The sequence below is a fragment of the Mycobacterium ostraviense genome, assembly GCF_002705925.1.
Lineage (GTDB): Bacteria > Actinomycetota > Actinomycetes > Mycobacteriales > Mycobacteriaceae > Mycobacterium > Mycobacterium ostraviense.
Genome location: NZ_NKRE01000001.1, coordinates 2,681,120 through 2,704,596, shown reverse-complemented (window position 1 = coordinate 2,704,596; position 23,477 = coordinate 2,681,120). Strand labels below are relative to the sequence as shown.

Annotated in this window: 19 protein-coding genes and 2 pseudogenes; 13 read left to right on the top strand and 8 right to left on the bottom strand. The window is 68.1% G+C overall.

Annotation, left to right across the window (positions count from 1 at the left end; genetic code table 11):
* Positions 1-65: 65 nt before the first annotated feature.
* Genes CDN38_RS12320 through CDN38_RS12290 form a run of 7 tightly spaced genes read left to right on the top strand, consistent with a single transcriptional unit; the run spans position 66 to position 6,481 of the window.
* Positions 66-1,190: a virulence factor Mce family protein gene (locus tag CDN38_RS12320; RefSeq protein ID WP_233027184.1), complete on the top strand. Its 1,125-nt coding sequence runs from the start codon at positions 66-68 to the stop codon at positions 1,188-1,190.
* Complete coding sequence (locus CDN38_RS12315) at positions 1,184-2,740, top strand: virulence factor Mce family protein (protein WP_075512514.1); 1,557 nt, start codon at positions 1,184-1,186, stop codon at positions 2,738-2,740. The genes CDN38_RS12320 and CDN38_RS12315 overlap by 7 nt, the downstream gene beginning before the upstream one ends.
* On the top strand, positions 2,710-3,471 hold the full coding sequence (locus CDN38_RS12310; RefSeq protein WP_075512513.1) for an Rv1363c family protein: 762 nt from the start codon (positions 2,710-2,712) through the stop codon (positions 3,469-3,471). The genes CDN38_RS12315 and CDN38_RS12310 overlap by 31 nt, the downstream gene beginning before the upstream one ends.
* Positions 3,468-4,445 carry an RDD family protein gene (locus tag CDN38_RS12305; protein WP_075512512.1) on the top strand — a complete coding sequence of 326 codons (978 nt, stop codon included), beginning with the start codon at positions 3,468-3,470 and terminating at the stop codon, positions 4,443-4,445. Before CDN38_RS12310 ends, CDN38_RS12305 begins: the two co-directional genes overlap by 4 nt.
* Positions 4,442-4,996 carry an Rv1363c family protein gene (locus CDN38_RS12300; protein WP_075512511.1) on the top strand — a complete coding sequence of 185 codons (555 nt, stop codon included), beginning with the start codon at positions 4,442-4,444 and terminating at the stop codon, positions 4,994-4,996. Before CDN38_RS12305 ends, CDN38_RS12300 begins: the two co-directional genes overlap by 4 nt.
* Positions 4,963-5,751, top strand: a complete 789-nt coding sequence (locus CDN38_RS12295; RefSeq protein WP_075512510.1) for a mammalian cell entry protein — start codon at positions 4,963-4,965, stop codon at positions 5,749-5,751. The genes CDN38_RS12300 and CDN38_RS12295 overlap by 34 nt, the downstream gene beginning before the upstream one ends.
* 22 nt (positions 5,752-5,773) lie before the next feature.
* Positions 5,774-6,481: a YoaK family protein gene (locus tag CDN38_RS12290; protein WP_075512509.1), complete on the top strand. Its 708-nt coding sequence runs from the start codon at positions 5,774-5,776 to the stop codon at positions 6,479-6,481.
* Here the strand turns inward: CDN38_RS12290 and CDN38_RS12285 are convergent.
* The 5 genes and pseudogenes from CDN38_RS12285 to CDN38_RS12265 all read right to left on the bottom strand — a co-directional run bounded on the left by CDN38_RS12285 (position 6,474) and on the right by CDN38_RS12265 (position 12,629).
* Positions 6,474-7,508 carry a phosphodiester glycosidase family protein gene (locus tag CDN38_RS12285; RefSeq protein ID WP_233026854.1) on the bottom strand — a complete coding sequence of 345 codons (1,035 nt, stop codon included), beginning with the start codon at positions 7,506-7,508 and terminating at the stop codon, positions 6,474-6,476. The two genes, CDN38_RS12290 and CDN38_RS12285, sit on opposite strands and share 8 nt — an antisense overlap.
* A 153-nt stretch (positions 7,509-7,661) precedes the next feature.
* On the bottom strand, positions 7,662-9,044 hold the full coding sequence (locus tag CDN38_RS12280) for a YhgE/Pip domain-containing protein (protein ID WP_075512507.1): 1,383 nt from the start codon (positions 9,042-9,044) through the stop codon (positions 7,662-7,664).
* A gap of 47 nt (positions 9,045-9,091) precedes the next feature.
* Entirely contained in the window at positions 9,092-9,817 is a 726-nt protein-coding gene (locus CDN38_RS12275) for a pirin family protein (RefSeq protein ID WP_075512506.1), read from the bottom strand.
* A 288-nt stretch (positions 9,818-10,105) separates the two neighbouring features.
* Positions 10,106-11,499 (bottom strand): annotated as a pseudogene (locus CDN38_RS12270) (alpha/beta hydrolase domain-containing protein).
* Between the two features lie 15 nt (positions 11,500-11,514).
* A pseudogene (locus CDN38_RS12265) lies at positions 11,515-12,629 on the bottom strand (sigma-70 family RNA polymerase sigma factor).
* On the opposite strand from CDN38_RS12265, the gene CDN38_RS12260 reads away from it, so the two are divergent.
* From CDN38_RS12260 to CDN38_RS12245, 4 genes are all read left to right on the top strand, one after another.
* The gene (locus tag CDN38_RS12260; protein ID WP_075512504.1) at positions 12,577-13,416 is read left to right on the top strand and encodes an alpha/beta hydrolase; all 840 of its coding nucleotides are present in this window, start codon (positions 12,577-12,579) and stop codon (positions 13,414-13,416) included. The pseudogene CDN38_RS12265 and the gene CDN38_RS12260 sit on opposite strands and share 53 nt — an antisense overlap.
* 35 nt (positions 13,417-13,451) lie before the next feature.
* Positions 13,452-14,201: a DUF2786 domain-containing protein gene (locus CDN38_RS12255; RefSeq protein ID WP_075512503.1), complete on the top strand. Its 750-nt coding sequence runs from the start codon at positions 13,452-13,454 to the stop codon at positions 14,199-14,201.
* Entirely contained in the window at positions 14,198-14,695 is a 498-nt protein-coding gene (locus CDN38_RS12250) for a TIGR04338 family metallohydrolase (RefSeq protein WP_075512502.1), read from the top strand. The genes CDN38_RS12255 and CDN38_RS12250 overlap by 4 nt, the downstream gene beginning before the upstream one ends.
* Before the next feature lie 131 nt (positions 14,696-14,826).
* Positions 14,827-16,890 (top strand): glycoside hydrolase family 3 protein, encoded by a 2,064-nt coding sequence (locus CDN38_RS12245; RefSeq protein ID WP_075512592.1) that lies wholly within the window; start codon positions 14,827-14,829, stop codon positions 16,888-16,890.
* A 20-nt stretch (positions 16,891-16,910) separates the two neighbouring features.
* Here the strand turns inward: CDN38_RS12245 and mymT are convergent, their stop codons facing one another.
* Together mymT and CDN38_RS12235 are read right to left on the bottom strand one after the other, a co-directional pair.
* Positions 16,911-17,057, bottom strand: a complete 147-nt coding sequence (gene mymT / locus CDN38_RS30720; RefSeq protein ID WP_082277327.1) for a copper-binding metallothionein MymT — start codon at positions 17,055-17,057, stop codon at positions 16,911-16,913.
* 124 nt (positions 17,058-17,181) lie between these two features.
* A complete protein-coding gene (locus CDN38_RS12235; RefSeq protein WP_099318983.1) occupies positions 17,182-20,541 on the bottom strand; it encodes a PE family protein in 3,360 nt (1,119 codons plus the stop codon).
* 203 nt (positions 20,542-20,744) lie between these two features.
* Here CDN38_RS12235 and CDN38_RS12230 point away from each other — a divergent pair, with 203 nt between their 5' ends.
* Positions 20,745-21,185 carry an SPW repeat protein gene (locus CDN38_RS12230; RefSeq protein ID WP_075512500.1) on the top strand — a complete coding sequence of 147 codons (441 nt, stop codon included), beginning with the start codon at positions 20,745-20,747 and terminating at the stop codon, positions 21,183-21,185.
* 50 nt (positions 21,186-21,235) lie between these two features.
* Here CDN38_RS12230 and ilvD read toward each other — a convergent pair whose 3' ends face one another.
* Positions 21,236-22,930 carry a dihydroxy-acid dehydratase gene (gene ilvD / locus CDN38_RS12225; RefSeq protein WP_075512499.1) on the bottom strand — a complete coding sequence of 565 codons (1,695 nt, stop codon included), beginning with the start codon at positions 22,928-22,930 and terminating at the stop codon, positions 21,236-21,238.
* 123 nt (positions 22,931-23,053) lie between these two features.
* On the opposite strand from ilvD, the gene ricR reads away from it, so the two are divergent.
* Positions 23,054-23,344, top strand: a complete 291-nt coding sequence (gene ricR, locus CDN38_RS12220; protein ID WP_075512591.1) for a copper-sensing transcriptional repressor RicR — start codon at positions 23,054-23,056, stop codon at positions 23,342-23,344.
* Positions 23,345-23,477 lie beyond the last annotated feature (133 nt).

The following is a 23,477-nucleotide window of genomic DNA, read 5'->3' as shown; positions in this document are numbered from 1 at the left end:
ATTGGACACCGAGGCGCGCCGTGGGACGTGTCCGTCACCGGGTCTGGCAGGCCTTGGCGTTGCTGATGGTCGCGCTGATGCTGAGTTCGTGCGGCTGGCGCGGGATCTCCAATGTGTCGATTCCGGGTGGTCCGGGCACCGGGGACGGGTCCTACGTCCTCTATGTGCAGGTGCCCGACACGCTGGCGATCAACGGCAACAGCAAGGTGATGGTCGCCGACGTCACGGTGGGCTCGATCCGCGACATCAGATTGGAGAACTGGATAGCGACCCTCAAGCTGGGCATCGACAAGGGCGTCAAGCTACCGCGGAACGCCACCGCGAAGATCGGACAGACCAGTTTGCTGGGTTCTCAGCATGTGGAGCTCGCGTCGCCACCCGACCCGTCCCCGCAGCCGCTGTGCCCGCCGCCGCACCGCAAACAAGATTGCACTATTTCACTGAAGAACTCCTCCGCCTATCCCAACACCGAGCAAACACTGGCCAGCATCTCGATGATCTTGCGCGGTGGCGGTATTCCGAATCTGGAGGTGCTCCAGAACGAGGTCTACAACGTCTTCCACGGGCGAGCCGACCAGATTCGGGCCTTCCTCACCAAGCTGGACACCTTTACCGACCAGCTCAACCAGCAACGCGATGACATCACCCACGCTATCGACTCCACCAACCGGTTGCTGGTCTACGTGGGTCGTCGAGCCGATGTTCTGGACCGGGTGCTGACCGACATCCCGCCGCTGATCAAGCACTTCGCCGACACGCGCGACCTGCTCATCAACGCCGTCGACGCGGTGGGACAGCTCACCCAGGTGACCGACCAGTACCTGTCGGAGGCACGCGGCCCGCTGCATACCGACTTGCAAGCGCTGCAATGCCCGCTGAAGGAGCTCGGCCGCGGCTCGCAGTATCTGCTCGGCGCGCTGAAGCTGATTCTCACCCAGCCGTACGACATCGACACCGTGCCGAAGCTGTTCCGCGGCGACTACCAGAACGTGTCGGCCACGATTGACGTGACCTTCAGCGCCATGGACAACGCCTTGCTCACCGGTACCGGCTTTTCCGGAGCCCTGCGCGCGCTCGAGCAGTCCTTCGGTCGCGATCCCGAGACGATGATCCCCGACGTCCGCTACACGCCGAACCCGAACGACGCGCCGGGCGGACCGCTGGTGGAAAGGGGCGACCGGCAATGCTGACTCCCTTCATCAAACGCCAGTTGATCGTGTTCGGGGTCCTGACAGTCGTCTCGCTGTTGGTCCTCGGGGTGTACTACCTGCGGATCCCATCGCTGGCAGGCATCGGCCGATACACGCTCAAGGCGGAGCTGCCGGCATCGGGCGGCCTTTACCCCACGGCCAACGTGACCTATCGCGGCGTCACCATCGGCAAGGTCACCGACGTGGAGCCGACGCCAACCGGCGCCGAGGCGACGATGAGCATCGACAGCCGCTACAAGATCCCGATCGATGCGTCGGCGAACGTGCACTCGGTATCGGCAGTCGGTGAGCAGTACCTGGACTTGGTGTCGACGGGCAACCCGGGCAAGGTCTTTTCGCCCGGACAGACGATCACCAAGGGGACGGTGCCCAGCGAGATCGGGCCCGCCCTGGACACCGCTAACCGCGGCCTTCAGGTGTTGCCGGCGGACAAGATCCCCGTGCTGCTCGACGAAACGGCGCAAGCCGTAGGCGGTTTGGGCCCTGCCCTGCAACGGCTGGTCGACGCCACGCAGGCAATCGTCGGTGATTTCCGCACCCAGATCAAAGATGTCGACGACATCATCGACCACTCGGGACCGATCCTGCAAAGCCAAGTCACCTCGGGCGACGCGATCGAACGCTGGGCACACAACCTCAACACGCTGGCCGCGCAGACCGCGCAACGGGACCAGAACGTGAAAAGCATTCTGTCCCAAGCAGCTCCGACCGCTGACCAGCTGAACGAGGTCTTCACCGACGTGCGTGATTCGCTGCCGCAGACGCTGGCGAACCTCGAAGTCGTGTTTGACTTGCTCAAGCGTTACCACAAAGGCGTCGAGCAGGTGCTGGTGTTCTTGCCGCAGGGTGCTTCGATCGCGCAGACAGTGGCCGCACCCTTCCCCAACATGGCCGCCCTGGACCTGGCGTTGGCGATCAACCAGCCGCCGCCGTGTCTGACCGGGTTCATCCCTGCCTCGGAGTGGCGCTCTTTCGCCGACACCAGCCTGCAGCCGTTGCCGACAGGCACGTACTGCAAGATTCCGATGGATACCCCGGCCAACAGCGTGCGCGGGTCACGCAACATTCCGTGCGTTGACGTCCCGGGCAAGCGAGCGGCGACGCCGCGGGAGTGCCGCGACCCGAAACCATACGTGCCGGCGGGTACCAATCCGTGGTATGGCGACCCCAACCAGCTCCTCACGTGCCCGGCTCCGGCAGCGCGCTGCGATCAGCCGGTCAAGCCCGGCCTGGTGATCCCGGCGCCGTCGATCAATAACGGCATGAACCCGGCACCGGCCGATAGACTGCCTCCGGGCGGGACGCCGCCGCCGGTCAGTGACCCGCTGCAGCGGCCCGGTTCGGGTACTGTGCAGTGCAACGGACAGCAGCCCAACCCCTGTGTCTACACTCCGGGCGGGCCGCCCACGGCGGTCTACAGCCCTCAGAGCGGTGAACTGGTAGGGCCCGACGGAGTCCGATACTCCGTCGAAAACTCGACCAAAACAGGAGACGACGGATGGAAGGAGATGCTGGCGCCAGCCGGCTGAACCCCATCGACGCGGATAATTCGCCGAGCCCCGAGGCAACGGACGAGGACTCAGAATCCGCGGCCCACCCCGGGTCAGCCGCCCCCGACACGAAGGGTGAACTGACTGCGGAATCTGAGGCCGGTCAGGACAGCGCCGAGGCGACGGACGAGGACTCAGCCGAATCGGAGGACGACGCCGGTCCGGACACCTCCCACACCGCACGTGAGGACCAAACCGTCGAGCGGCGCCCGTCGCGTTTGGGTCGTGGGTGGCTAGTCGGTATCAGCGCGGCACTGGTGCTCGTCGCCGGCGGTATCGGAGCCGGCGGCTATCTGGCGCTGCGCGCCCACCAGCAGAGCGAGGTGGTAGCCCGCAACAACGCGGCAGCGCTCCAGGTGGCCAAGGACTGTGTCGCGGTCACGCAGGCACCGGATACCAGCTCGATGGCCGCTAGCGAACAGAAGATCATCGACTGCGGCACCGATCAGTACCGCTCCCAAGCCGTGCTCTACAGCAGCATGCTCGTTCAGGCGTACCAGGCCGCCAACGTGCACGTTCAGTTGACCGATATGCGGGCCGCGGTCGAGCGTAATAACCCCGACGGATCGGTTGACGTGCTCGTCGCCCTGCGCGTCCGGATGTCCAACGATCAGGCGCAGGATCAGGAAACGGGTTACCGGCTGCGGGTGCGTATGACACCGACGGACGGCCAGTACAAGATTTCGAAACTCGACCAGGTGACGAAGTGACGGTGGTGGTCGAGGAGATCCAGACCCCCGAGACCGTCCAAGCCCTAGCCGAAAAGGCTTTGGCGCCATGGCATTTGCGGGCGGCTGCGTTCGCCGTTGATGTGCTGCCGGGCATCGCGGTGGTAGCGACCCTGGCGCAGGTCTCGTTTACCGTGCCGTCGGACAACGCATGGTGGTGGGTGTGTGTCGCCATCCTGGCCCTGGTGACCCTGCTGATGTCGGTCAACCGGTGGCTAGCGCCCGCCCTGACCGGTTGGACCCTGGGACGCGCCGTGTGCGGAATCGCGGTGGTACGCCATGACGGAGACGCCGTCGGCCCATGGCGGCTGATGGTGCGCGACCTCGCCCACCTGGTCGACACCGCGCCGCTCATGGTCGGATGGCTGTGGCCGCTGTGGGATCCGGACCGGCGCACCTTCGCCGACATGCTGTTGCGCACCGAGGTGCGGACCGTTGATCCCGGCGGGCGGCCGGCCACGGTACGGCGGTGGACGGCGGTGGCACTGATCACCGCGGCCGGATTGTGCCTGGGCGGTGCCGCTGTGAGCTATGCGGTGGTGTACTCCTACGACAAGGCAACCGATCGAACCCGTGCAGAGCTTGCGACGCAGGGCCCCAAGATGGTCTCCCAGATGTTGACGTACGACCCGAAAACGTTGCGCGAGGACTTCGCTCGAGCACAATCGCTGACCACCGACAGGTACCGCGGTCAGTTGGCCGCCCAGCAGGACACCGTCGCAAAGGGGCACCCCGTCCTCAACGAGTACTGGGTGACGGGCAGTTCTATCCAATCCGCGACGCCGAATCGGGCGACCATGCTGCTGTTCATGCAGGGTCGCCGCGGCACACCGCCCGATATCCGCTACATCAGCGCAACCGTCCGGGTCAGCTTCGCCAGGGACCGCGACGACCAATGGCGCGTTGACGATCTGACCGTACTGACCAAACCGAAGCCGCCCGGGGACGGAAAATGAGTCCGCGGCGCAGATTTCACCCCGGTGAGGGGCGCCTGCTTGTCACATGCCCACTGCCGCCGAGGCGACCGTGGGTGTTCCCGCTCCTGGCTATTTCCGCTGCCGCGGTGATGGCGGTGGCGGTCACGCTGTCCAGCTTGATGCTGGTCGCACACGTTTCCCGGGATCGGGCTGCGCACCGGGAGCACGAGGTGGTCAACTACGTGAAATGGTTCATGGGGCAGTTCACCTCGGTTGACCCGTATCACGCCAACGAATACGTCGAGCGGATATTGGCCCAAGCGACCGGCGATTTCGCCAAGCAGTACCACGACAAGGCGAACGAGATCCTGCTTCAGGTCGCTCAAGCAGAACCCGCCAAGGGGACGGTCCTGGATGCGGGCGTGGAACGGTGGAACGACGACGGCAGCGCCAGCATTTTGGTGGCCACCGAAGTCATCTCCAAGTCACCCGATGGCAAAGAGGTCTTCGAGAACACGAACCGTTGGGCTGCCACGGCAAAGCAGGAAGGGAATCAGTGGAAGATCAGCAACCTGCTGCAGATGATCTGACCGAGGCGGTCTCCGGCGGCGAGACCGACGCCGAAGCCGAGTTGGACGATCAGGCGACTCAAGCAACTGAGTCGGTGGACGCGGAACCCGGAAGCGACGATGTTGCGGCAGCAGCAGCGGATCAGTCCGAGCAAGCTGACGGCGGCGACACCGATTCCGAAACCGGCACCGAGGTCGCCGCCGACGGCGCCGGCAAGGTCGGGTTCCTCGAGCGACTGACCGGCAAGGTGAAACGCCCCAGCGGCAAGCGAGTCGCCGCAGTCGTCGCTGGACTGGTCGTGTCGCTTTTCGTGGGTTCTGCCGCATTTGCCGGCGCGACCCTGCAGCCGTACCTGGCCGATCGCGCGGTCGTCGCCGTCAAGCTCAACGTGGCGCGGACCGCGGCGAACGCGATCACCACGTTGTGGACCTACACCCCGGAAAACATGGACAAGCTGGCCGATCGCGCGGCGGTCTACCTCAGCGGTGACTTCGGAGCGCAATACCGGAAATTCGTCGACAGCATCGTCGCGCCGAACAAGCAAGCCAAGGTCACCAATAACACCGAGGTCACCGGCGTGGCCGTCGAATCGCTGGATGGTCCCAATGCGGTGGCCATCGTGTACACGAACACCACCACCACCAGCCCGCTGACCAAGAACATTCCGGCGATGAAGTATCTGTCGTACCGGCTGATCATGAAGCGGGATAACTCCCGCTGGTTTGTGACCAGGATGACGACGATCACCTCGCTGGATTTGACGCCTCGGCTGTAGCCCCGGCCTGTCGAGGGGTCACATGGCCGCCAGCTCGCCCGGGTATCACCGGTTGACGATCGCCGCGCTGCTGTTGCTGACCTTCGCCACCGGCTTGGCCGACGCGATCAGTGTGCTGGTTCTCGGGCATGTGTTCGTGGCCAACATGACCGGCAACGTGATCTTCCTCGGCATTTGCCTGGTGCCGAAGTCGCAGTCGGGTATCGACCTGGTCGCCGGCGTGGTGTCCGTCGTCGCCTTCGTCATCGGCACGATCATCGGCGGTCGGTTGACGCGGGCGCTCGGTGGTGAGCCTCGACGCTGGATCAGCGCGGCGCTGGGGACCGAGGTCTTGGTGCTGGCGACGTTGTCGGTACTGGCCGGCAGCGGGGTACTGCGCTATCACGACAGCACCAAGCTGTTTCTTATCGGTGGGCCCGCGCTGACGTTCGGCTTGCAGAACGCGATCGCTCGGGAGTTCGGCATTCGCGAACTCAGCACCACGATGTTGACGTCGACCATCGTCGCGATCGGCGCCGAGAGCCGGCTGGCCGGCGGCACAGGTGGTCGAAACGTGCTGCGCTACAGCGTGATCGCGGTGATGTGCGGCGGCGCCCTGGTCGGTGCCATCATGTCCCGGGTGGCCGTGGCGCCGGTGCTCGCACTGGCCGCCGCCGTGATCTTGGGGAGCCTGCTGGTCTTTCGCTACGGCCCCGTGGATCGCAAAACGCCTCAGGCGCTTACTAGTTGAATGCGAGCCAACTGGGCAGCGCCCGCTCGTGGGAGTCGCAGAGGACCTCGCGGGTGTCGCACGAGCCCTTCGGCGATCCCGCGCCGGCCCACATGCCCCCGGTGTCGCGGCGCAACACAATCGCCGACGACCCACCACCGTCGAGCAGGATCGCCGTATCGCTGCCCAAGCCCCGGAAGAGGTCTTGAATGTTGTCCGGCGTGTAGTTACCTCCTTCGAAGATGTACATCTCGTCTTTCTGCTTGGCGTAGGCCAGCGCCGTGCGGGCGGCACTCGGGCCGCCGTCGTGAAGTTGGCCGGTGTTGCCGGGAGACAACAGCCCGATCCCGGCGACGGCGACGAACTTCGCATTCTTGTTGAGCAAGTCCTGGATCACTGGAGTGGCCAGGTCGTAGTCTTCTCTGCCCTTGGGCCGCAACACATATGGCGCGCCACCCGCCGGGATGATCATGGTGGCCAGCGAGGTCCAGGTCTCGTTTCCGCCGGACAGGCCCTGTTTGCCGGCGTAGGCGACGGTGCCGGTGACCGCCTGGTTGGCGCGGCCCTGGCCGTGGGTGTTGTCGACGAACGCGCCCAATGGCGAACTGCAACCGGTCGAACGCCAGGAGCCACCCTTTTGCGGGCGCACGTCGAAGAAGTTGGCGTTGATCGCGATTGTCGGCTGTCCCATGCGCTGCCAGGCCTGCAGCGGTGCGTAGATCTCCGATGCCTGCCAGAGCCCTTCGTTGGTGCGCGCCCCGGCATTGTGTTCGCAGCGCGCCTGGTCACCAGTGTGGGTGTCGACCAAGAGGTGCGGCTGCAGCCGCTGCGACGCATTCTTGATGATCATGAGATGGCCGCCGTTGTTCATCTCGTAGCGGCCGCCCTCGCCGTTGAGCAGCGGCATCGGATGTCCGCCGCCGAAGTTGTACACCAGGTAGGAGCCCTTGGTCGTGGCGATGGCGTGCTCGAGCATCTCGCGACCGTCGGCGGCGTGGGCGAGGGGTTGTCCCGTGGTGGCCGTGAGCGTGGCGCATGCAGCCGCCATGGCAAGACAAGCCGCAAGTCGGCGCAGGCTGGCAGATGGCGTCAGCACGGTAGCCCTTTCGTCCCGATCGGGAAGCAGCCATCCCAGAATTAGTCACATCCGTCACACTGTCAACTTTAATAACGGCGCTGTGACGACCCGGCCGCGGTCGAATTACGTTTGCTGGCTTGAATTTTCGCTTGCGCTGTCGGCGGTGCCGGCGCGGGCCCGTTCCCGTGCCTGGTGCTGCGCTTGGTGCTCCGCCGCAATGGCCATCTCGACCGCCCCCTGTATCCGGTGGAACCCCTTGCGGTCGTACAGGTGGGTGATGATGCCCCCCAACAGCAGGCCGATGACCAAACCGATGGAGGTCATCGCCAGGGCGTGCGACAGCCCGGCGTCGGCGTGACCGTCGAGGTAGAGCAGCGACCGTACCCCCAGGAACACTTGGTGCATCGGCTCGAATGTGGCCAGCCAGCGGAAGAACGACGGCACCGCCTCCAGGGGAACGGTGGCGCCCGCCGACGGTAGCCCGAGGATGACGAAGACCAACATGCTCACCAGTAAGCCCATCGATCCCAGCACCGCGATCAGCGAGCTGGAAGTGACGCCCACCGCGACGATCGCGAACACTCCGTACAGCCACAATTGCCAGCCGAGCGAAATGGGCATGCCCAGGCCATGGCCGATCGCCAGGTACACCGCCGACGTCAGCAGGGCCAGCACCGTCATCAATCCCCACTTCAGCAGCAGGGTGCGGAAGCGTGAGATGCGGACCTGCTCGGAGAAGCGATACACCGGGCCGAATTCGGCTGGTACGTAACCGAGCATCGAGTCCACCAGCGTGCTGACCACGATGCTGCCGGTAAATCCGGCCAGCAGCAGCAACAGTGAATAGTAGAAGGCTGACAGGCCATTACCGGTTCCATTAGGCAGCGGGTTGTAGACCGTGGATTTGACGTCGATCGGATTGGTCAGCCCCAGCGCGGCGGCTCCGGCCAGCGGCGCGCCGCCGGTCTGCGCGGCAACATCGGCGGTAAGTCGTTGCCCAACTTTGGTATTCACCACGGTCATCGCCTGGGTCAACGTCTGGGCGGCGATGCTCGAGCCCAGGGTGCCCGCGCGCGGATTGGTCGAGATGGTAATCGTGGGCCGGTCCGCGCGGATCGGCTGCACGGCGCTCATCGCGTAATCTCGCAGGCTCGATGAGAAGGTCGGTGGAATGACGGCCGAACCGTAGACCTCAGCCCGGTCCAGTAGCCGCTTGGCCTCGTGGTGGGAGACGACGCGCACGTCGTACTTGTTCTTGTCCAATCCGGCCACCAGACCCTCGACAATCTGCTTGCCGGTGGGCCCGGCATCCTGGTTGACCACCGCGATGGGGAAGTGGCGCAGGTTGGTGCCCGGGTTCAGGATTCCGCCCAGGTACAGGGCTGCCAGTGCCGACATGAGTGCCAGTGTGATGAGGATCGGCGCCGCCCAGAACCGCACGGTCCGAACCGACTTGATGCCGCGCTTGGGGTTCGGTGCGGCGTGCCGCGGCTGCGATTGAGACATGTGGGCTCCTGTCTGTCGTGCCCACTTTATGTGGTGTCAGAGCGGGGTCAGGACCCCAGGTTTGCGTGCATCTCCCACACCAGGACTTCCGCGGGGCGGTCGGCGGTCAACCGCCGGGCACCGGCGTCGGTGCAGCGGACCGCATCCCCTTCGGCCAGCTCGCCGGACCCCTCCAGGGCAACCCGGCCGCGGGCGACAAACAGATGCAGATAAGGCGCCGGGGGGACGTCGACCGTGTCGCCGGGCCGCAATCGCGCCGCGTGCAGGGCAGCGCTGCGGTTGTGCAGCGTGATCGCGGCGCCGTGTCCGTTGATGCCCGAGGCGATGGTGACCAGACCGCCGTTCGACAGGTCATCGCCGACATCATGCTGCTGGTAGCCCGGGTCAATGCCGGTCTGGTCGGGCACTATCCACATCTGCACGAAATGCACTGGCTGCGTGGCCGACTCGTTCTTCTCCGAATGCACAATTCCGCTGCCCGCCGACATGCGCTGAGCCAGACCGGGGTAGATCACGCCGTGGTTGCCCATCGAATCCCGATGGGTCAGTTCACCTTCCAGTACCCAGGTCACGATCTCCATGTCGCGGTGCGGGTGGGTGTCGAATCCGGTCCCGGGTTGCACGACGTCGTCGTTGCTGACCAGCAGCAGCCCATGGTGGGTGTTGTCCGGGTCGTAGTGGTCGCCGAACGAGAAGCAATGTCGAGATGTCAGCCAGGAGGTCGTCGTGACGGCCCGCTCGGCCGCTCGCCGGATCTCCACGGTGGCGGGCATGGTTTCACAGTACCGGCGTGCGCAGCCGGTGTGGCGTGCTGCGGAGCGTCGGGACACGGTGGCGTCACGGCGGCTGCGGCCGCCCAGCGGCTGCACTGCACTGCCCTACGCTACCGCCCGCGCCGGGCATCCTCGAATCTGGTTGTGTTCGGCCCTGATTCGACTACCGCACAGCCGCCGGCGTGGTCGCGAGTGCGGATGACGCCGAGCCGGCAGCTTCGCCACGCGGGGCCACCGGATTTTCCGCTGATCACCGGGACGCGTTGAGCCGGAGCGTCGCTGGGTGCGTCACCGGACCGCCGGCCGCCGCGCCGCGTCGCGGGGATAGATCGCGGCGGCGAGCTGCAGAATCTCGCTTCGGTCCGCGGGCAGGATAAAGCCGCGTTGAATCGCTCGGTCCAGTGCGGCGGTGAACTCGCCGAGATATTCGTCGGCTCCCGCCCGGGTACATTCGGCGCAGCATGGCGCCGTCGAAGGGTTCGCCGGTGCCGAAAATCGCGGACACGACGCTTTCTTCGGTGCCAAGCCCCGACGTGCGCGCAATCGGAACATCCACCCACGGCGTCCTGACGCCGCCGCAAGCCAGGCCGTTGGCATCCAGAACGGGGCGGGGTTGATCGGCGTCGTGCACCGCGATGCGCGGTGCCGCCGGCGCGGGCTCGCCGGTGCACACCCACCCGTTCAGTGCGGCAAGCGCGGCCTGTACCACATAGTGGTGTTGCGGCGCGAAATTGATGTAGTGGTCAAGTCGGCGCCCCATCAGACTTGTGGTCGGCGCGTAGGCGGCGACCAGGGTTTCGAGCGGCGCGAAGCCGGTGTCGATGGGCGCCACCTGGATCGTGTAGTTGTCGGCATGAGCGGCACCGGGAATCTCCCAGACCCGCAGCCACCGGGTGTCGGGCTGTCTCGCGTAGAAATAGCCATGTCCCACACCGCCGAAAAGGTCGGTTTCGGTGATGATCGTCAGCAGCGGAACCCGGAGGTCCGGACGGAACTTGACGGCTCGTGGTGTGCTGGTCGGCGATTGGTCGAAGAGGGAACTGCCGTCCAGCGGAGCGGCAGGCGCAAAACGCGAGTGCACCAGGCACCCGTCGTAGCATTCGACCAGCGGATCGACCGCATTGATGTAGGTGGTCAGGAACATCGCCGATTGGGATTCACCCACGCGACAACGGGTGTAGCCCGCGCAGCATGTCATGGTCTTTGATCAGCGTCCCGGCCTGGGAGAAGATGTCGTAGCAGAACGCGTCGCCCGGATGCTGCAGGGACGCATAGCGCGCCGGCTCTTGCCTTTTCAGCGACATGTCGACGCCAAGCAGGCCGGCGCCGCCGGCCACCCCCACCTGCTGGGCCGAGACCGCGACGTAGGCGTAGCCGGCGCGAATGATCTCGCGGTGGCCCATCATCCACGCGGCGGGGGCATCGATGCCGCCGCTGACGTTGAGCCATTCGACCAGCACCGTACCGTTGAATCGAGTCTGGTCGGCGGGGGTCAGCGCGACGATCCGAGTGGCGTAGTCGGCGGCGCCCGAAGGTGTTGCCGTCCAGCGGCCGTCGGGGCCGAGTTCGGACACCGGAGCGTAGGAAGCGGCGGTGCCGGAAGCGAAGAATTCCTCGGCGATGTAGCCCACGCTGCCGATGTCGAAGGCGCCCAACAGCAGCAGTGGGCTTACCGGGGACAGACGCGACGACGGCCATCACAGCGAACCGGGCAGACCGAACTTCGGGAACAGTGAGCCGTCGAGAAAAGCCACCACGTGCGACACCCGGCCGTCGACCATGTCCAGCACATGCAACTGGAACGGCACATGCCGCTGACCCGCGCGCATGTACATGGCCGCGGCGGGCTGGCCGTTGGCCACCAACGGGAGCATGCGCATATCGCCGGGCGATTCGGCGGGACATTGCTGGTGAATGAGCGTGATGATGTCCCGCGCGCCGCGGTACCAGCCGACGTAGGGCGGCATCTCCCAGATCGCCTCGGCGGTGAACAGCTCCACCAGCCGGTCGATGTCGTAGGTCTCGAACGCGGCGAGGTAGCGGGCCAGCAAATCCTGGGCCTGCGGCGAGTCCGGCGCGCTCAATCGGTCCTCGGCGCTGGGGCGCACGGTCTCCAGCTGGGACCGGGCCCGCTGTAGCAGGCTGTTGACGGCGACCGTGGTGGTGCCGATCGCCTCGGCCACTTCGGCCGACTTCCACTGCAGCACGTCGCGCAGCAACAGCACCGCCCGCTGCCGGGGTGACAGATGCTGCAGCGCGGCCACAAACGCCAATCGGACCGATTCACGCGACCCGACGATGACCGACGGATCCGCCGGATCGTCCGTCAGTTCCGGCAGCGGCTCGAGCCAGGGCACTTCACCGCGCTCGACCAACTCCGCCGTCGGATCCGAGCTGGACGTCCCCAGCCCTGTCGGCAACGGCCGGCGCTGCCGGCCCTCCAGAGCGCTCAGGCAGGTGTTGGTGGCGATCCGATGCAGCCAGGTCCGTATCGACGACTTGCCTTCGAACCGGTCGTAGGATTTCCAGGCGCGCAGCAACGTCTCCTGCACCAGATCCTCGGCGTCGTGTAGCGATCCCGTCATCCGGTAGCAGTGCGCCAGCAGTTCGCGCCGGTAGGGTTCGGCACGGGCGGAGAAATCACCACCGAGCTCATTGTCCTGTGCTAGCAGACCCACCCCGACGAGCCTACGCAGAACCGCTGACAACCCGGACAGCCCCGCCCGGGGAGCCGCTGTGCAGCCCGTAAGCTGCCCGTAATGAATGCGACGCGCACTGAACGCAACTTCGACGGTGTCGGCGGTGTGGACATCGTCTACGACGTCTGGACGCCCGACACCGCACCCAAAGCCGTGGTTGTGCTGGCTCACGGTCTGGGTGAGCATGCCCGCCGCTACGACCACGTCGCGCAGCGGTTCGGCGAGGCCGGTCTGGTTACCTACGCACTCGACCATCGCGGACACGGCCGCTCGGGCGGCAAGCGGGCGCTGGTGCGCGACATTTCCGAATACACCGCCGACTTCGACACCCTCGTGGGCATCGCCACCCGGGAGAACCCCGGCCTGAAGTGCGTCGTGCTCGGGCACAGCATGGGCGGCGGGATCGTGTTCGCCTACGGGGTGGAACGCCCGGACAACTACGACCTGATGGTGCTGTCGGCGCCGGCGGTGGCGGCCCAGGATCTGGTGTCGCCGGTGGTGGCGCTGGCCGCCAAGGTTCTCGGCGTCGTGGTGCCCGGCCTGCCGGTCCAGGATATCGACTTCACCGCGATATCCCGCGACCCGCAGGTGGTTGCGGACTACCAGAACGACCCGCGGGTGTATCACGGCCGGGTGCCGGCCGGGATCGGCCGGGCGCTGCTGCAGGTCGGCGAGACCATGCCGCGGCGGGCGCCGGCGCTGACTGCGCCGCTGTTGGTGGTGCACGGCACGGGTGACCGGCTCATCCCGATCGAGGGCAGCCGTCGCCTGGTGGAATGTGTGGGCTCCACCGATGTCGAGCTGAAGGAATATCCCGGGCTCTACCACGAGGTCTTCAACGAGCCGGAGCGCGACCAGGTGCTCGACGACGTGGTTGGCTGGATCACCAAACGCCTCTGAACCGAATTGTCGTACCGCTGCAGTAGTTTGGCCCCATGACCGACGACAAGATGCTGGCCCGTATCGCCGCCCTGCTGCGTCAGGCCGAAGGCACCGACAATCCCCACGAAGCCGACGCGTTCATGAGCGCCGCGCAACGGTTGGCCACCGCGGCGTCCATCGACCTGGCGGTGGCCCGGGCGCATGCCGTCAACCGTTCGCCCGCGCAGGCCCCGACGCAGCGCACCATCACCATCGGGACGGCGGGCACCCGGGGACTGCGCACCTACGTGCAGCTGTTCGTGCTGATCGCCGCGGCCAACGACGTGCGCTGTGACATCGCGTCGAATTCGACATTCGTCTATGCCTACGGGTTCAGCGAGGACATCGACGCCAGCCACGCGTTGTACGCCAGCCTGGTTGTGCAGATGGTGCGGGCGTCGGACACCTACCTCGCCTCGGGTACACACCGGCCGACGCCGACGATCACCGCGCGGCTCAATTTCCAGCTGGCGTTCGGGGTCCGGGTTGGGCAGCGCCTGGCCGAGGCCCGGGAGCAGGCCCGCCAAGAGGTCACCAAGGACCGTGGTCGTGCACCGAGGACCGTTCTCGCGTTGCGGGACAAGGAGATTGAGCTGCGTGACCACTACCGCAGCGCGTCGAAGGCGCGCGGTACCTGGCGGGCCAGCAGGGCCACGGCCGGGTATTCGTCGGCGGCGCGGCAAGCGGGTGACCGGGCGGGCAGGCGAGCGCGGCTGGGAAACAGCCCCGAATTGCCCGGGGCGCGGACTCCACTGGACCGGTGACCCAGCGGGATTGCCAGCGCGCCAAGGTGTATGCCGCTGAAGAATTCGTCCGCATCTTGTTCGACCGTGCCGTCGAGCACGGCTCACCCGCGGTGGAGTTCTTCGGGACGCAGTTGACGTTGCCGCCGGAGGGACGGTTCGGGTCGGTGGCATCGGTGCAGCGCTATGTCGACGACGTGCTTGCGCTGCCAGTGGTGCGGCAGCACTGGCCGAAGGTCGCGCCGCTGCGAGTACGGGCGCGGCGGGCGACCACCGCCGCGCACTACGAAAACCGCGACGGCGCGGGCATTATCGCGGTTCCCGACCTTAATGCCGCCGACTGGGCGATGCGTGAACTGGTGGTGCTGCACGAGATCGCGCACCACTTGTGTCAGGTCCCGCCCCCGCATGGGCCGCAGTTCGTGGCGACGATCTGTACGTTGACGGAGTTGGTGATGGGACCCGAGGTTGGCCATGTGCTGCGCGTCGTGTACGCGAAAGAGGGTGTGCGGTGAGGCCGTCCGGCGACGATGCGGGCCGCTCTGCGGCCCGAGGTGGGGGCACCGCCCGCTTGCGGGGGAGAGCCGGACAATCGAGCAGCGTAGGCGACGACCCTGACGTGCGCGCTCGCGTGGTCGAGTCGCAGATGACCGACGACGAGCGATTCGCACTGCTGGTCGGGGTCATGGGCAAGAGTGAACTCTGGCCGCTGCGCGACGAACGTATCCCGGAGGGCACCCCGATGAGTGCCGGATATGTGCCGGGGGTGCCTCGGCTCGGCGTGCCCGCACTGAAGATGAGCGACGCCGGCCTGGGCGTCACCAACCCCGGCTATCGCCCGGGTGACACCGCCACCGCGCTGCCGGCCAGCCTGGCGCTGGCCGCCAGTTTCAACCCGGCACTGGCCCGAGCCTCGGGCCAGGCGATCGCTCGCGAGGCACGCAGCCGCGGATTCAATGTGCTGCTGGCCGGCGGCATCAACCTGGCCCGCGACCCGCGCAACGGCCGCAACTTCGAATATCTTTCCGAAGACCCGCTTTTGAGCGGGATCATGGCCGCGGAATCGATCATCGGAATACAGCAAGAAGGTGTCATCTCGACGGCCAAGCACTACTGTTTGAACTGCAACGAAACCAACCGGCACTGGCTGGACGCCGTCATCGATCCCGACGCGCACCGCGAATCGGACTTGCTGGCTTTCGAGATCGCCATCGAGCGCGCACAACCCGGCGCGGTGATGACGGCGTACAACAAAGTCAACGGCGACTATGCCGCCGCCAATACGGTGTTGATCAACGACGTGCTGAAAGGCGCTTGGGGATACCGCGGTTGGGCCATGTCCGATTGGGGCGGCGCACCGAGCTGGGAATGTGCGCTTGCCGGCCTGGACCAGGAATGCGGGGCGCAGATCGACGCCCTGCTGTGGCAGTCGGAGGCGTTCGGTGACCGGCTGCGGGCCGCCTACCTCGACGGCAGGCTACCCAAGGAGCGTCTGTCAGACATGGTTCGGCGGATCCTGCGCTCGATGTTCGCCGTCGGAATCGACCAATGGGAACCCGTGTCCGCACCGGATATGGCCGCGCACAACGAGATTGCGCTGCAGATCGCACGGCAGGGAATCGTGCTGCTGCAAAACCGGGGTGTGCTGCCGCTGAAAGCCGCCGCGCGTATCGCGGTCATCGGCGGGTATGCCCAGCGCGGCGTGCCGGCCGGCTGCGGGTCCAGTGCCGTCGTCCCGCCCGGGGGCTACGCCGAGGTGATCCCCATCGGCGGGCCGGGGCTGGCGGGCGGCCTGCGCAACCTCCACCTGCTGCCGTCAAGCCCGCTCGACGAACTGCGAAAGCGGCTTCCCCACGCGCAAATCGAGTTTGACCCGGGTATCAGCCCGGCCGAAGCGGTGCTGGCCGCGCGCCGAGCAGACATTGTGATTGTGTTCGCGATCCGCGTCGAGGGGGAGGGTGTCGACATCCCCGACCTGTCGCTGCCGTGGGGCCAGGATGCGGTGATCGCCGCCGTCGCCGCGGCCAACCCGAACACCGCCGTCGTACTGCAGACCGGCAACCCGGTGGTCATGCCCTGGCGAGACTCGGTGAATGCCATTGTGCAGGCGTGGTATCCGGGCCAGGCCGGGGGGCAGGCCATCGCGGAAGTCCTTGTCGGCCAGGTGAATCCGTCGGGCCGGCTGCCGATCACCTTCCCTGTTGATCTTGGTCAGACACCGCGCCCGCAGCTGCCCGACCTCGGCGCCCCGTGGGGCACGCCGAGCACCATCCACTATTGCGAGGGCGCCGAGGTCGGATACCGCTGGTACGCCCGAACGGGGCAGGCTCCGATGTTCGCGTTCGGTCACGGCTTGTCCTACACCAGCTTTGAGTACCGCGACTTGGCGGTAACGGGCGGGGATACCGTGACCGCCAGCTTCACCGTCGTCAACACCGGCAACCGCGCCGGGGCCGACGTCCCGCAGCTGTACCTGATCGCCGCTGCCGGGGAACCGCGGTCGCGATTGCTGGGATTCGAACGGGTCGAGCTCGAGCCGGGTCAGGCCCATCGGGTGACCCTGCGGGCGGATCCGCGACTGCTTGCCCGCTATGACGCCGGATGCTGGCGTATCGAGCCGGGCGGTTACCCGGTGGCGGTGGGCGCTTCGGCGGTCGACCTGAAGCTGGTCGCCGAAGTTGCGGTAGCCGGCCGTGCGTTCAGGCGGTAACCACGGCCGGCGGGCTCGATTTACTTGACTGGGACCAACTCTTCGCCACAGGTGCAGCGGTAAGGCTGGCCGGAGTTCGCACAATGGCACTCGTTTTCAATAACAACGCGACAGCCGCAGCCCTCGTGGCCACAGGTCAGCGCGGTTCCGGCTTCGTAATTCGCCATGTTTCTCACCCTCATCTCTGTCGGGACTGGAGTCCCATTGGTTGGCTATCGCACCAGACCTCCGGCTAGACGTTTCCGGCACATCGAGCCGCAGCCGGTCGAGAAGGTCCACTGGGATCCGAGGCTAGAGGTTTTGGCCGTCGAGGCCGTCCGCGCCGGGGTTGCCGGGGCCGCCGCCGACGCCGCCCGGTGCGGTGCCTTGGCCGCCGCCGCCCGGTTGGCCGCCGTCCCCGCCTTGGCCGCCGGACGCGCCGACGCCGTCGCCGCCGTCGCCGCCGTCGCCGCCGTCGCCGCCTTGGCCGCCGTCGCCGCCGTTGCCGGTGCCGGACGCGGCGCCGCCGATGCCGCCGGCGCCGCCGTTGCCGGCCTTCCCACCCGCACCGCCGGCCTGGCCGGTGGTGATGCCGGTGGCGCCGTCGCCACCCGCGCCGCCGGTGCCGCCCTGACCGCCGGTTCCGCCGTCGCCGGCATCATCACCGGTCCCGCCGGTGCCGCCGGTGCCGCCGGTGCCGCCGATGCCGCCTCCGCCGACGGAGCCCGCAGCGCCCGCGCCGGAGCCGGCCTGCCCGCCCGCGCCGCCGGTGCCGCCCTCGCCGCCCTGGCCGCCGGCCTCGCCGGCGAAGGTGCTGCCGTTGACGCCGCCGAAGCCGCCGGTGCCGCCCTCGCCGCCTTGGCCTCCGTCGCCGCCATTGCCGTTGGTCATGCCGGCACCGGCCGAGCCACCCGCGCCGCCGGCGCCGCCCGTGCCGCCCTTTCCGCCCTGGAAGCCGGTTTGGTCGGTTCCGCCGCTGCCGCCGAAGCCGCCGTTGCCGCCCAGGCCGCCGGGGCCGCCGTCGCCCGCAGCGAGCCCGCCGGGTCCGGCGACGCCTCCCGTGCCGCCGGTGCCACCGGCCCCGCCGGCGTAGCCCGCCGAGTTGTCGCCGTCATCGCCGTCGCCGCCGGTGCCGCCGTAGCCGCCGCCGCCGCCGTTGCCGCCGATGCCGCCGGGGGCCGCGGTGCCGCCGGTGCCCCCGGCACCGCCCATCCCGCCCGCGTAGCCTGCCGAGTTGTCGCCGCTGCCGCCGTATCCGCCGGGGCCGCCGTAGCCGCCGGTGCCGCCGTTGCCGCCGATGCCACCGGCACCCGCGGCGCCGCCGTTGCCGCCGGTGCCGCCGATTCCGCCCGCATAGCCGGTCGCTCCGTCGCCCGTGTCGCCTTGGCCGCCGCCGCCACCCTCGCCGCCGGTGCCGCCATTGCCGCCGACGCCCGACGTCGCGCCCGAGCCTGGGGCTCCACCGGTGCCGCCGGTACCGCCCATCCCACCAGCGAAGCCCGCCGATTGGCTGCCCGGGCCCCCGTAACCGCCTCCGCCGCCGGTACCGCCGTTGCCGCCGTTGCCGGCGACTCCATTGACCGAAGCTCCCCCGGTGCCGCCGGTGCCGCCGACACCGCCGATGTAGCCCGGCTGGCCGATTCCGCCGGCACCGCCGTAGCCGCCTCCGCCGCCCTCACCGCCGGCACCGCCGTAGCCAGAACCAGCCTGTACGCTGGAACCATCAAGGCCGCCTTCGCCCGCAGTGCCGCCCGCGCCGCCGTCGCCGCCGTTGCCGCCGATGCTGTTCCAGCCGTTGCCGCCGTAACCGCCGTAGCCGCCATAGCCGCCGTCACCGCCGGTGCCGCCGGAGTTGCCGGACCCTGAAATGGCGTTAGCACCGCTGCCGCCGGCCCCGCCTGCGCCGCCGGCGCCGCCGATGCCCGCGATGCCACTGGCGGGTTCGTCGCGTTGTCCCGGCCAGCCGCCGGTGCCACCGTCACCACCGGTGCCGCCCATACCGCCATTGCCACCACCGGAACCGACGTCGGGGGTGCCGGAGCCGCCTGCGCCGCCCGCGCCGCCGTCGCCACCCGCGCCGCCATTGCCGTTGGTGCCGCCGGGGATGCCGGGGCCGCCGTCGCCGCCGTCGCCGCCGAGGCCACCATTGCCACCCGGGTTCCCGGTGCCCGGATTGCCCGCGGCGCCGGCACCGCCGGCACCGCCGGCACCGCCAGTGCCGCCGGTGCCGTTGGTGCCACCCGTGCCGCCCGTCCCGGCGACACCAGTGAACCCGCCGAGGCCGCCCTTTCCGCCGTTGCCGCCGTTGCCGCCGCCGCTGCCGGCGTCCGCGGTGCCGGAGCCGCCGCTGCCACCCAGTCCGCCGACACCGCCATTGCCGCCGTTGCCGTTGGTGCCGCCGGCGCCGCTGTTGCCGCCGTTGCCGCCCTCACCCCCGGAACCCGCGGCGGTGCCATTGGCGCCGGTGCCGGCCGCGCCGCTGAGCCCGGCCCCGCCCGCACCGCCGTCGCCGCCGCGTCCTCCGTCGCCGTAGCCTCCCGCCGATCCGCCGAACCCGCCGGTGCCAGCGGCCGCGCCCGCGCCGGCGGCGCCGCCGGCGCCGCCGTGACCGCCCAGGCCGGGGCCCTTTCCGGGGCCGATTTCGAGCTGGGCCGCGCCGGTACCGCCGGTCCCGCCCGCGCCGCCGTTGCCGCCGCCACCACCACTGCCGTTGATGCCGAAGGTGCCCGCGTTGCCGCCGGCCCCAGCGTCGCCTCCGACGCCACCAGCGCCGCCGCGGCCGGCCGGATTGTTGAAGCCGCCGGGCAAGCCGTCACCTCCGGCGCCTCCGCCGCCACCAGTGCCGCCGTCACCGCCGGCGCCGGCGTGGCCGAACATGCCGGCACTCCCGCCGACTCCGCCGTGTCCACCGGCCCCACCGGCGCCGCCCTCCTGGCCGGCCAAGCCTTGACCACCGGAACCGCCGGCACCGCCCGCGCCACCGGCTCCGGCGTAGCCAAACGGGCTGCCGCTGCCCCCGGCGCCGCCCGTGCCGCCCATGCCTCCGGCAGCGCCGGCCGTGCCGGTGGCACCGGTCCCGCCGGCGCCGCCGGCTCCGCCGGTGCCGTACAAGTAGCCGGCATTGCCGCCGGCGCCGCCGGTCCCGCCGGCCCCGCCTTGCCCGCCGATGCCGCCATTGCCGATGAGGCCGGCGGCCCCGCCGGCGCCGCCGGGCGCCCCCGGGTTGGTGCTGGCCCCGCCGTTGCCGCCGTTGCCGTACAGGATCCCGCCCGCCCCGCCAGCCGTCCCGACGCCGTTGACGGTGGTTCCGTTGGCGCCGTTGCCGATCAGCGGGCGGCCCAGCAGCGCCTGGGTGGGTGCATTGATTACCGCGAGCAGGCCGTCTGTGGCGTTGGCAGCTTCGGCGGAAACATACGAATTCGCGCCGGCCAGTAGGTTGCTCGTGAACTGGTCGTGGAAAGCCGCTGCCCGCCCGGCCAGCACCTGGTAACTCTGCGCGTGCCGGGAAAACAACGCCGCAATCGCCGTGGATACCTCGTCGGCGGCCGCGCTGGCCACGTTGGTCGTCGTGCTGGCCGCTACCGCGTTCCCATTGGCCAACAGCGCGCCGATGCGCTGCACATCGGCGGCCATCGAGGCCATGATGTCCGGTGAGACCAGTACATACGTCATAAGGCACCTCGGTGGGTACTAACGGGCGGTTGCACGATGGTATCGCCGGCAAGGAAGCCGGCGCGCATGGTTTCGGAAATCGCCTAACACAGGTCATCTGGCCGATCGATTGCGTGGCCGCCGTGAGCGGCCGAGCGTAATCTTGGAGCAGATGGATGGGATGCAGAAGGCTGAAACCTGCTGCATAACAGAAAGGTTGCGAAATGAGTACGGTCCATTCATCAATTGATCACCACCCCGATTTGTTGGCTCTACGGGCGAGCTACGAGCGCGCCGCCGAGTCGATGAGCGCGCAGATCACCTTCGGCCTGACGATGCTGGCAGGCCTGTATGTGGCTGCGTCACCATGGATCGTTGGTTTCAGCGCGACGAGACAGCTCGCCTGGTGCGACCTCATCGTTGGGATCGCGGTCGCGTACCTGGCCTACGGGTTCGCCTCAGCGCTGGATCGCACGCACGGCATGACCTGGACGATGCCCGTGCTCGGTGTATGGCTCATCTTCTCGCCGTGGGTTCTGCAAGGAATCACACGGACGGCCGGCATGATGTGGTCGCATATCATCGCAGGAGCGGTGGTGGCCTTCTTAGGGCTGACCGCCACCTACTTCGGCATACGCACGCGCGCGGCGGCTACCAATACGTAGTTCCGAAGTCCGCTAACAGAGAAGGCAATACCACTAGCGACCGAGGTTCGCTAGCCGCAGACTGCCCCAGCTGCCGCGGAGCCGACCAGCTTGACGTACTTAGCCAGGACGCCGGTCCGGTAGCGCGGCGGCGGGGGAGCGAAATCCTGTTGTCGGGCCGCGAATTCGTCCGGATTGGCGAGCACGTCGAGGGTGCGGGCGGTGACGTCGAGCCGGATCCGGTCGCCGTCGCGCAGGAAGGCGATCGGCCCCGCGTCGACGGCTTCGGGCGCGATGTGGCCGACGCACAGGCCGGTGGTACCGCCCGAGAACCGGCCGTCGGTCAGCAACAGCACGTCTTTGCCCAGTCCCGCGCCTTTGATCGCCCCGGTGATGGCGAGCATCTCCCGCATCCCGGGCCCCCCCTTGGGCCCCTCGTAGCGGATCACCACCGCGTCGCCCTTGGTGATGGTGCCGTCCTCCAGGGCGTCCAGCGCGGCCCGTTCGCCGTCGAAAACCCTTGCCACACCTTCGAATACCTCGGAGTCGAAACCGGCGGTCTTGACCACCGCACCCTCCGGCGCCAGGGATCCGCGCAGTATGGTGATCCCGCCGGTCGGGTGGATGGGGTTGCTCAGCGCGCGCAGGACTTTGCCGTCCGGATCCGGCGGGGCGATGGCGGCCAGGTTCTCGGCCACCGTCTGACCGGTCACCGTCAGGCAATCGCCATGCAGCAGACCAGCATCCAGCAGTGCTTTCATGACCACCGGCACCCCGCCGATGTGGTCGACGTGCGACATCACGTGCCGGCCGAAGGGCTTGACATCGGCCAGATGCGGCACCTTCGAACCGATCCGGTTGAAGTCGTCCAGCGTCAGCTCGACGCCGGATTCGTGAGCGATGGCCAGCAGGTGCAGCACCGCGTTGGTCGAGCCGCCGAACGCCATCACCACCGCGATCGCGTTCTCGAACGCCTCCCTGGTCAGGATGTCGCGCGCGGTGATGCCGCGGCGCAGCAGTTCGACGACGGCCTGCCCGCTGCGGCGCGCGAACCCGTCGCGGCGACGGTCGGTGGCCGGCGGCGCCGCGCTGCCCGGCAACGACATGCCCAGCGCTTCGGCGGCGCTGGCCATGGTGTTGGCTGTGTACATGCCGCCGCACGCTCCCTCGCCGGGGCAGATTGCGCGCTCGATGGCGTCGACGTCCTCCCGGCTCATCAGTCCGCGCGCGCACGCGCCGACCGCCTCGAAGGCGTCGATGATGGTGACCTCGCGCTCGCTGCCGTCGGAGAGCTTGGCCAACCCCGGCAGAATCGAACCCGCGTAGAGGAACACCGCCGCCAAATCCAGGCGTGCCGCGGCCATCAGCATTCCCGGCAGCGACTTGTCGCACCCGGCCAGCAGCACCGAGCCGTCCAGCCGCTCGGCTTGCATCACGGTCTCGACGCTGTCGGCGATCACCTCGCGCGACACCAGCGAGAAGTGCATCCCCTCGTGTCCCATCGAAATGCCGTCGGACACCGAGATCGTCCCGAACTCAAGGGGATAGCCGCCCGCGGCGAACACCCCCTCCTTGACCGCCTTGGCCAACCGGTCCAGCGACAGATTGCACGGCGTGATCTCGTTCCACGACGATGCGACCCCGATCTGTGCCTTGGCGAAGTCTTCGTCGCCCATGCCTACCGCACGCAACATGCCGCGGGCAGCGGCCTTCTCCAGGCCGTCGGTGACGTCACGACTACGGGGCTTGATGTCGGCTTCGGGCATCGTCCAAGTATGCGCGTGGCGTCCTACCTGATACCCCGCTAGGGTATGAGGTAGCATCTAGGATTTACAGCAGCCCGATCGGAGATTTCCGCAGAGCTGGGGCGTCCGATCGTTGGGAGAATGATGACAACCGACTACGGCTATTCGCAGCAGAAGGACAATTACGCCAAGCGGCTGCGGCGCATCGAGGGTCAGGTGCGTGGAATCGCGCGGATGATCGAAGAGGACAAGTACTGCATCGACGTGCTGACCCAGATCAGCGCCGTCAACAGTGCGCTGAGATCGGTGGCGCTGAATCTGCTCGACGAGCACCTGAACCACTGCGTCACCCGTGCCGTTGCCGAGGGCAGCACCGATGCGGACAGCAAGCTCGCCGAAGCCTCCGCAGCCATCGCCCGACTCGTTCGTTCCTGAGCACGCGGCCCCGCACGGGCGTGTTGACCCGCAATTCGTGTGACGGCGCGGCGGCGGTGCGTACGGTGAGTGCAGCGTGATCGTCGCGACGCACTACCGCGGTGCGCGGGCGATGCGCGGCCACTGAATGCCG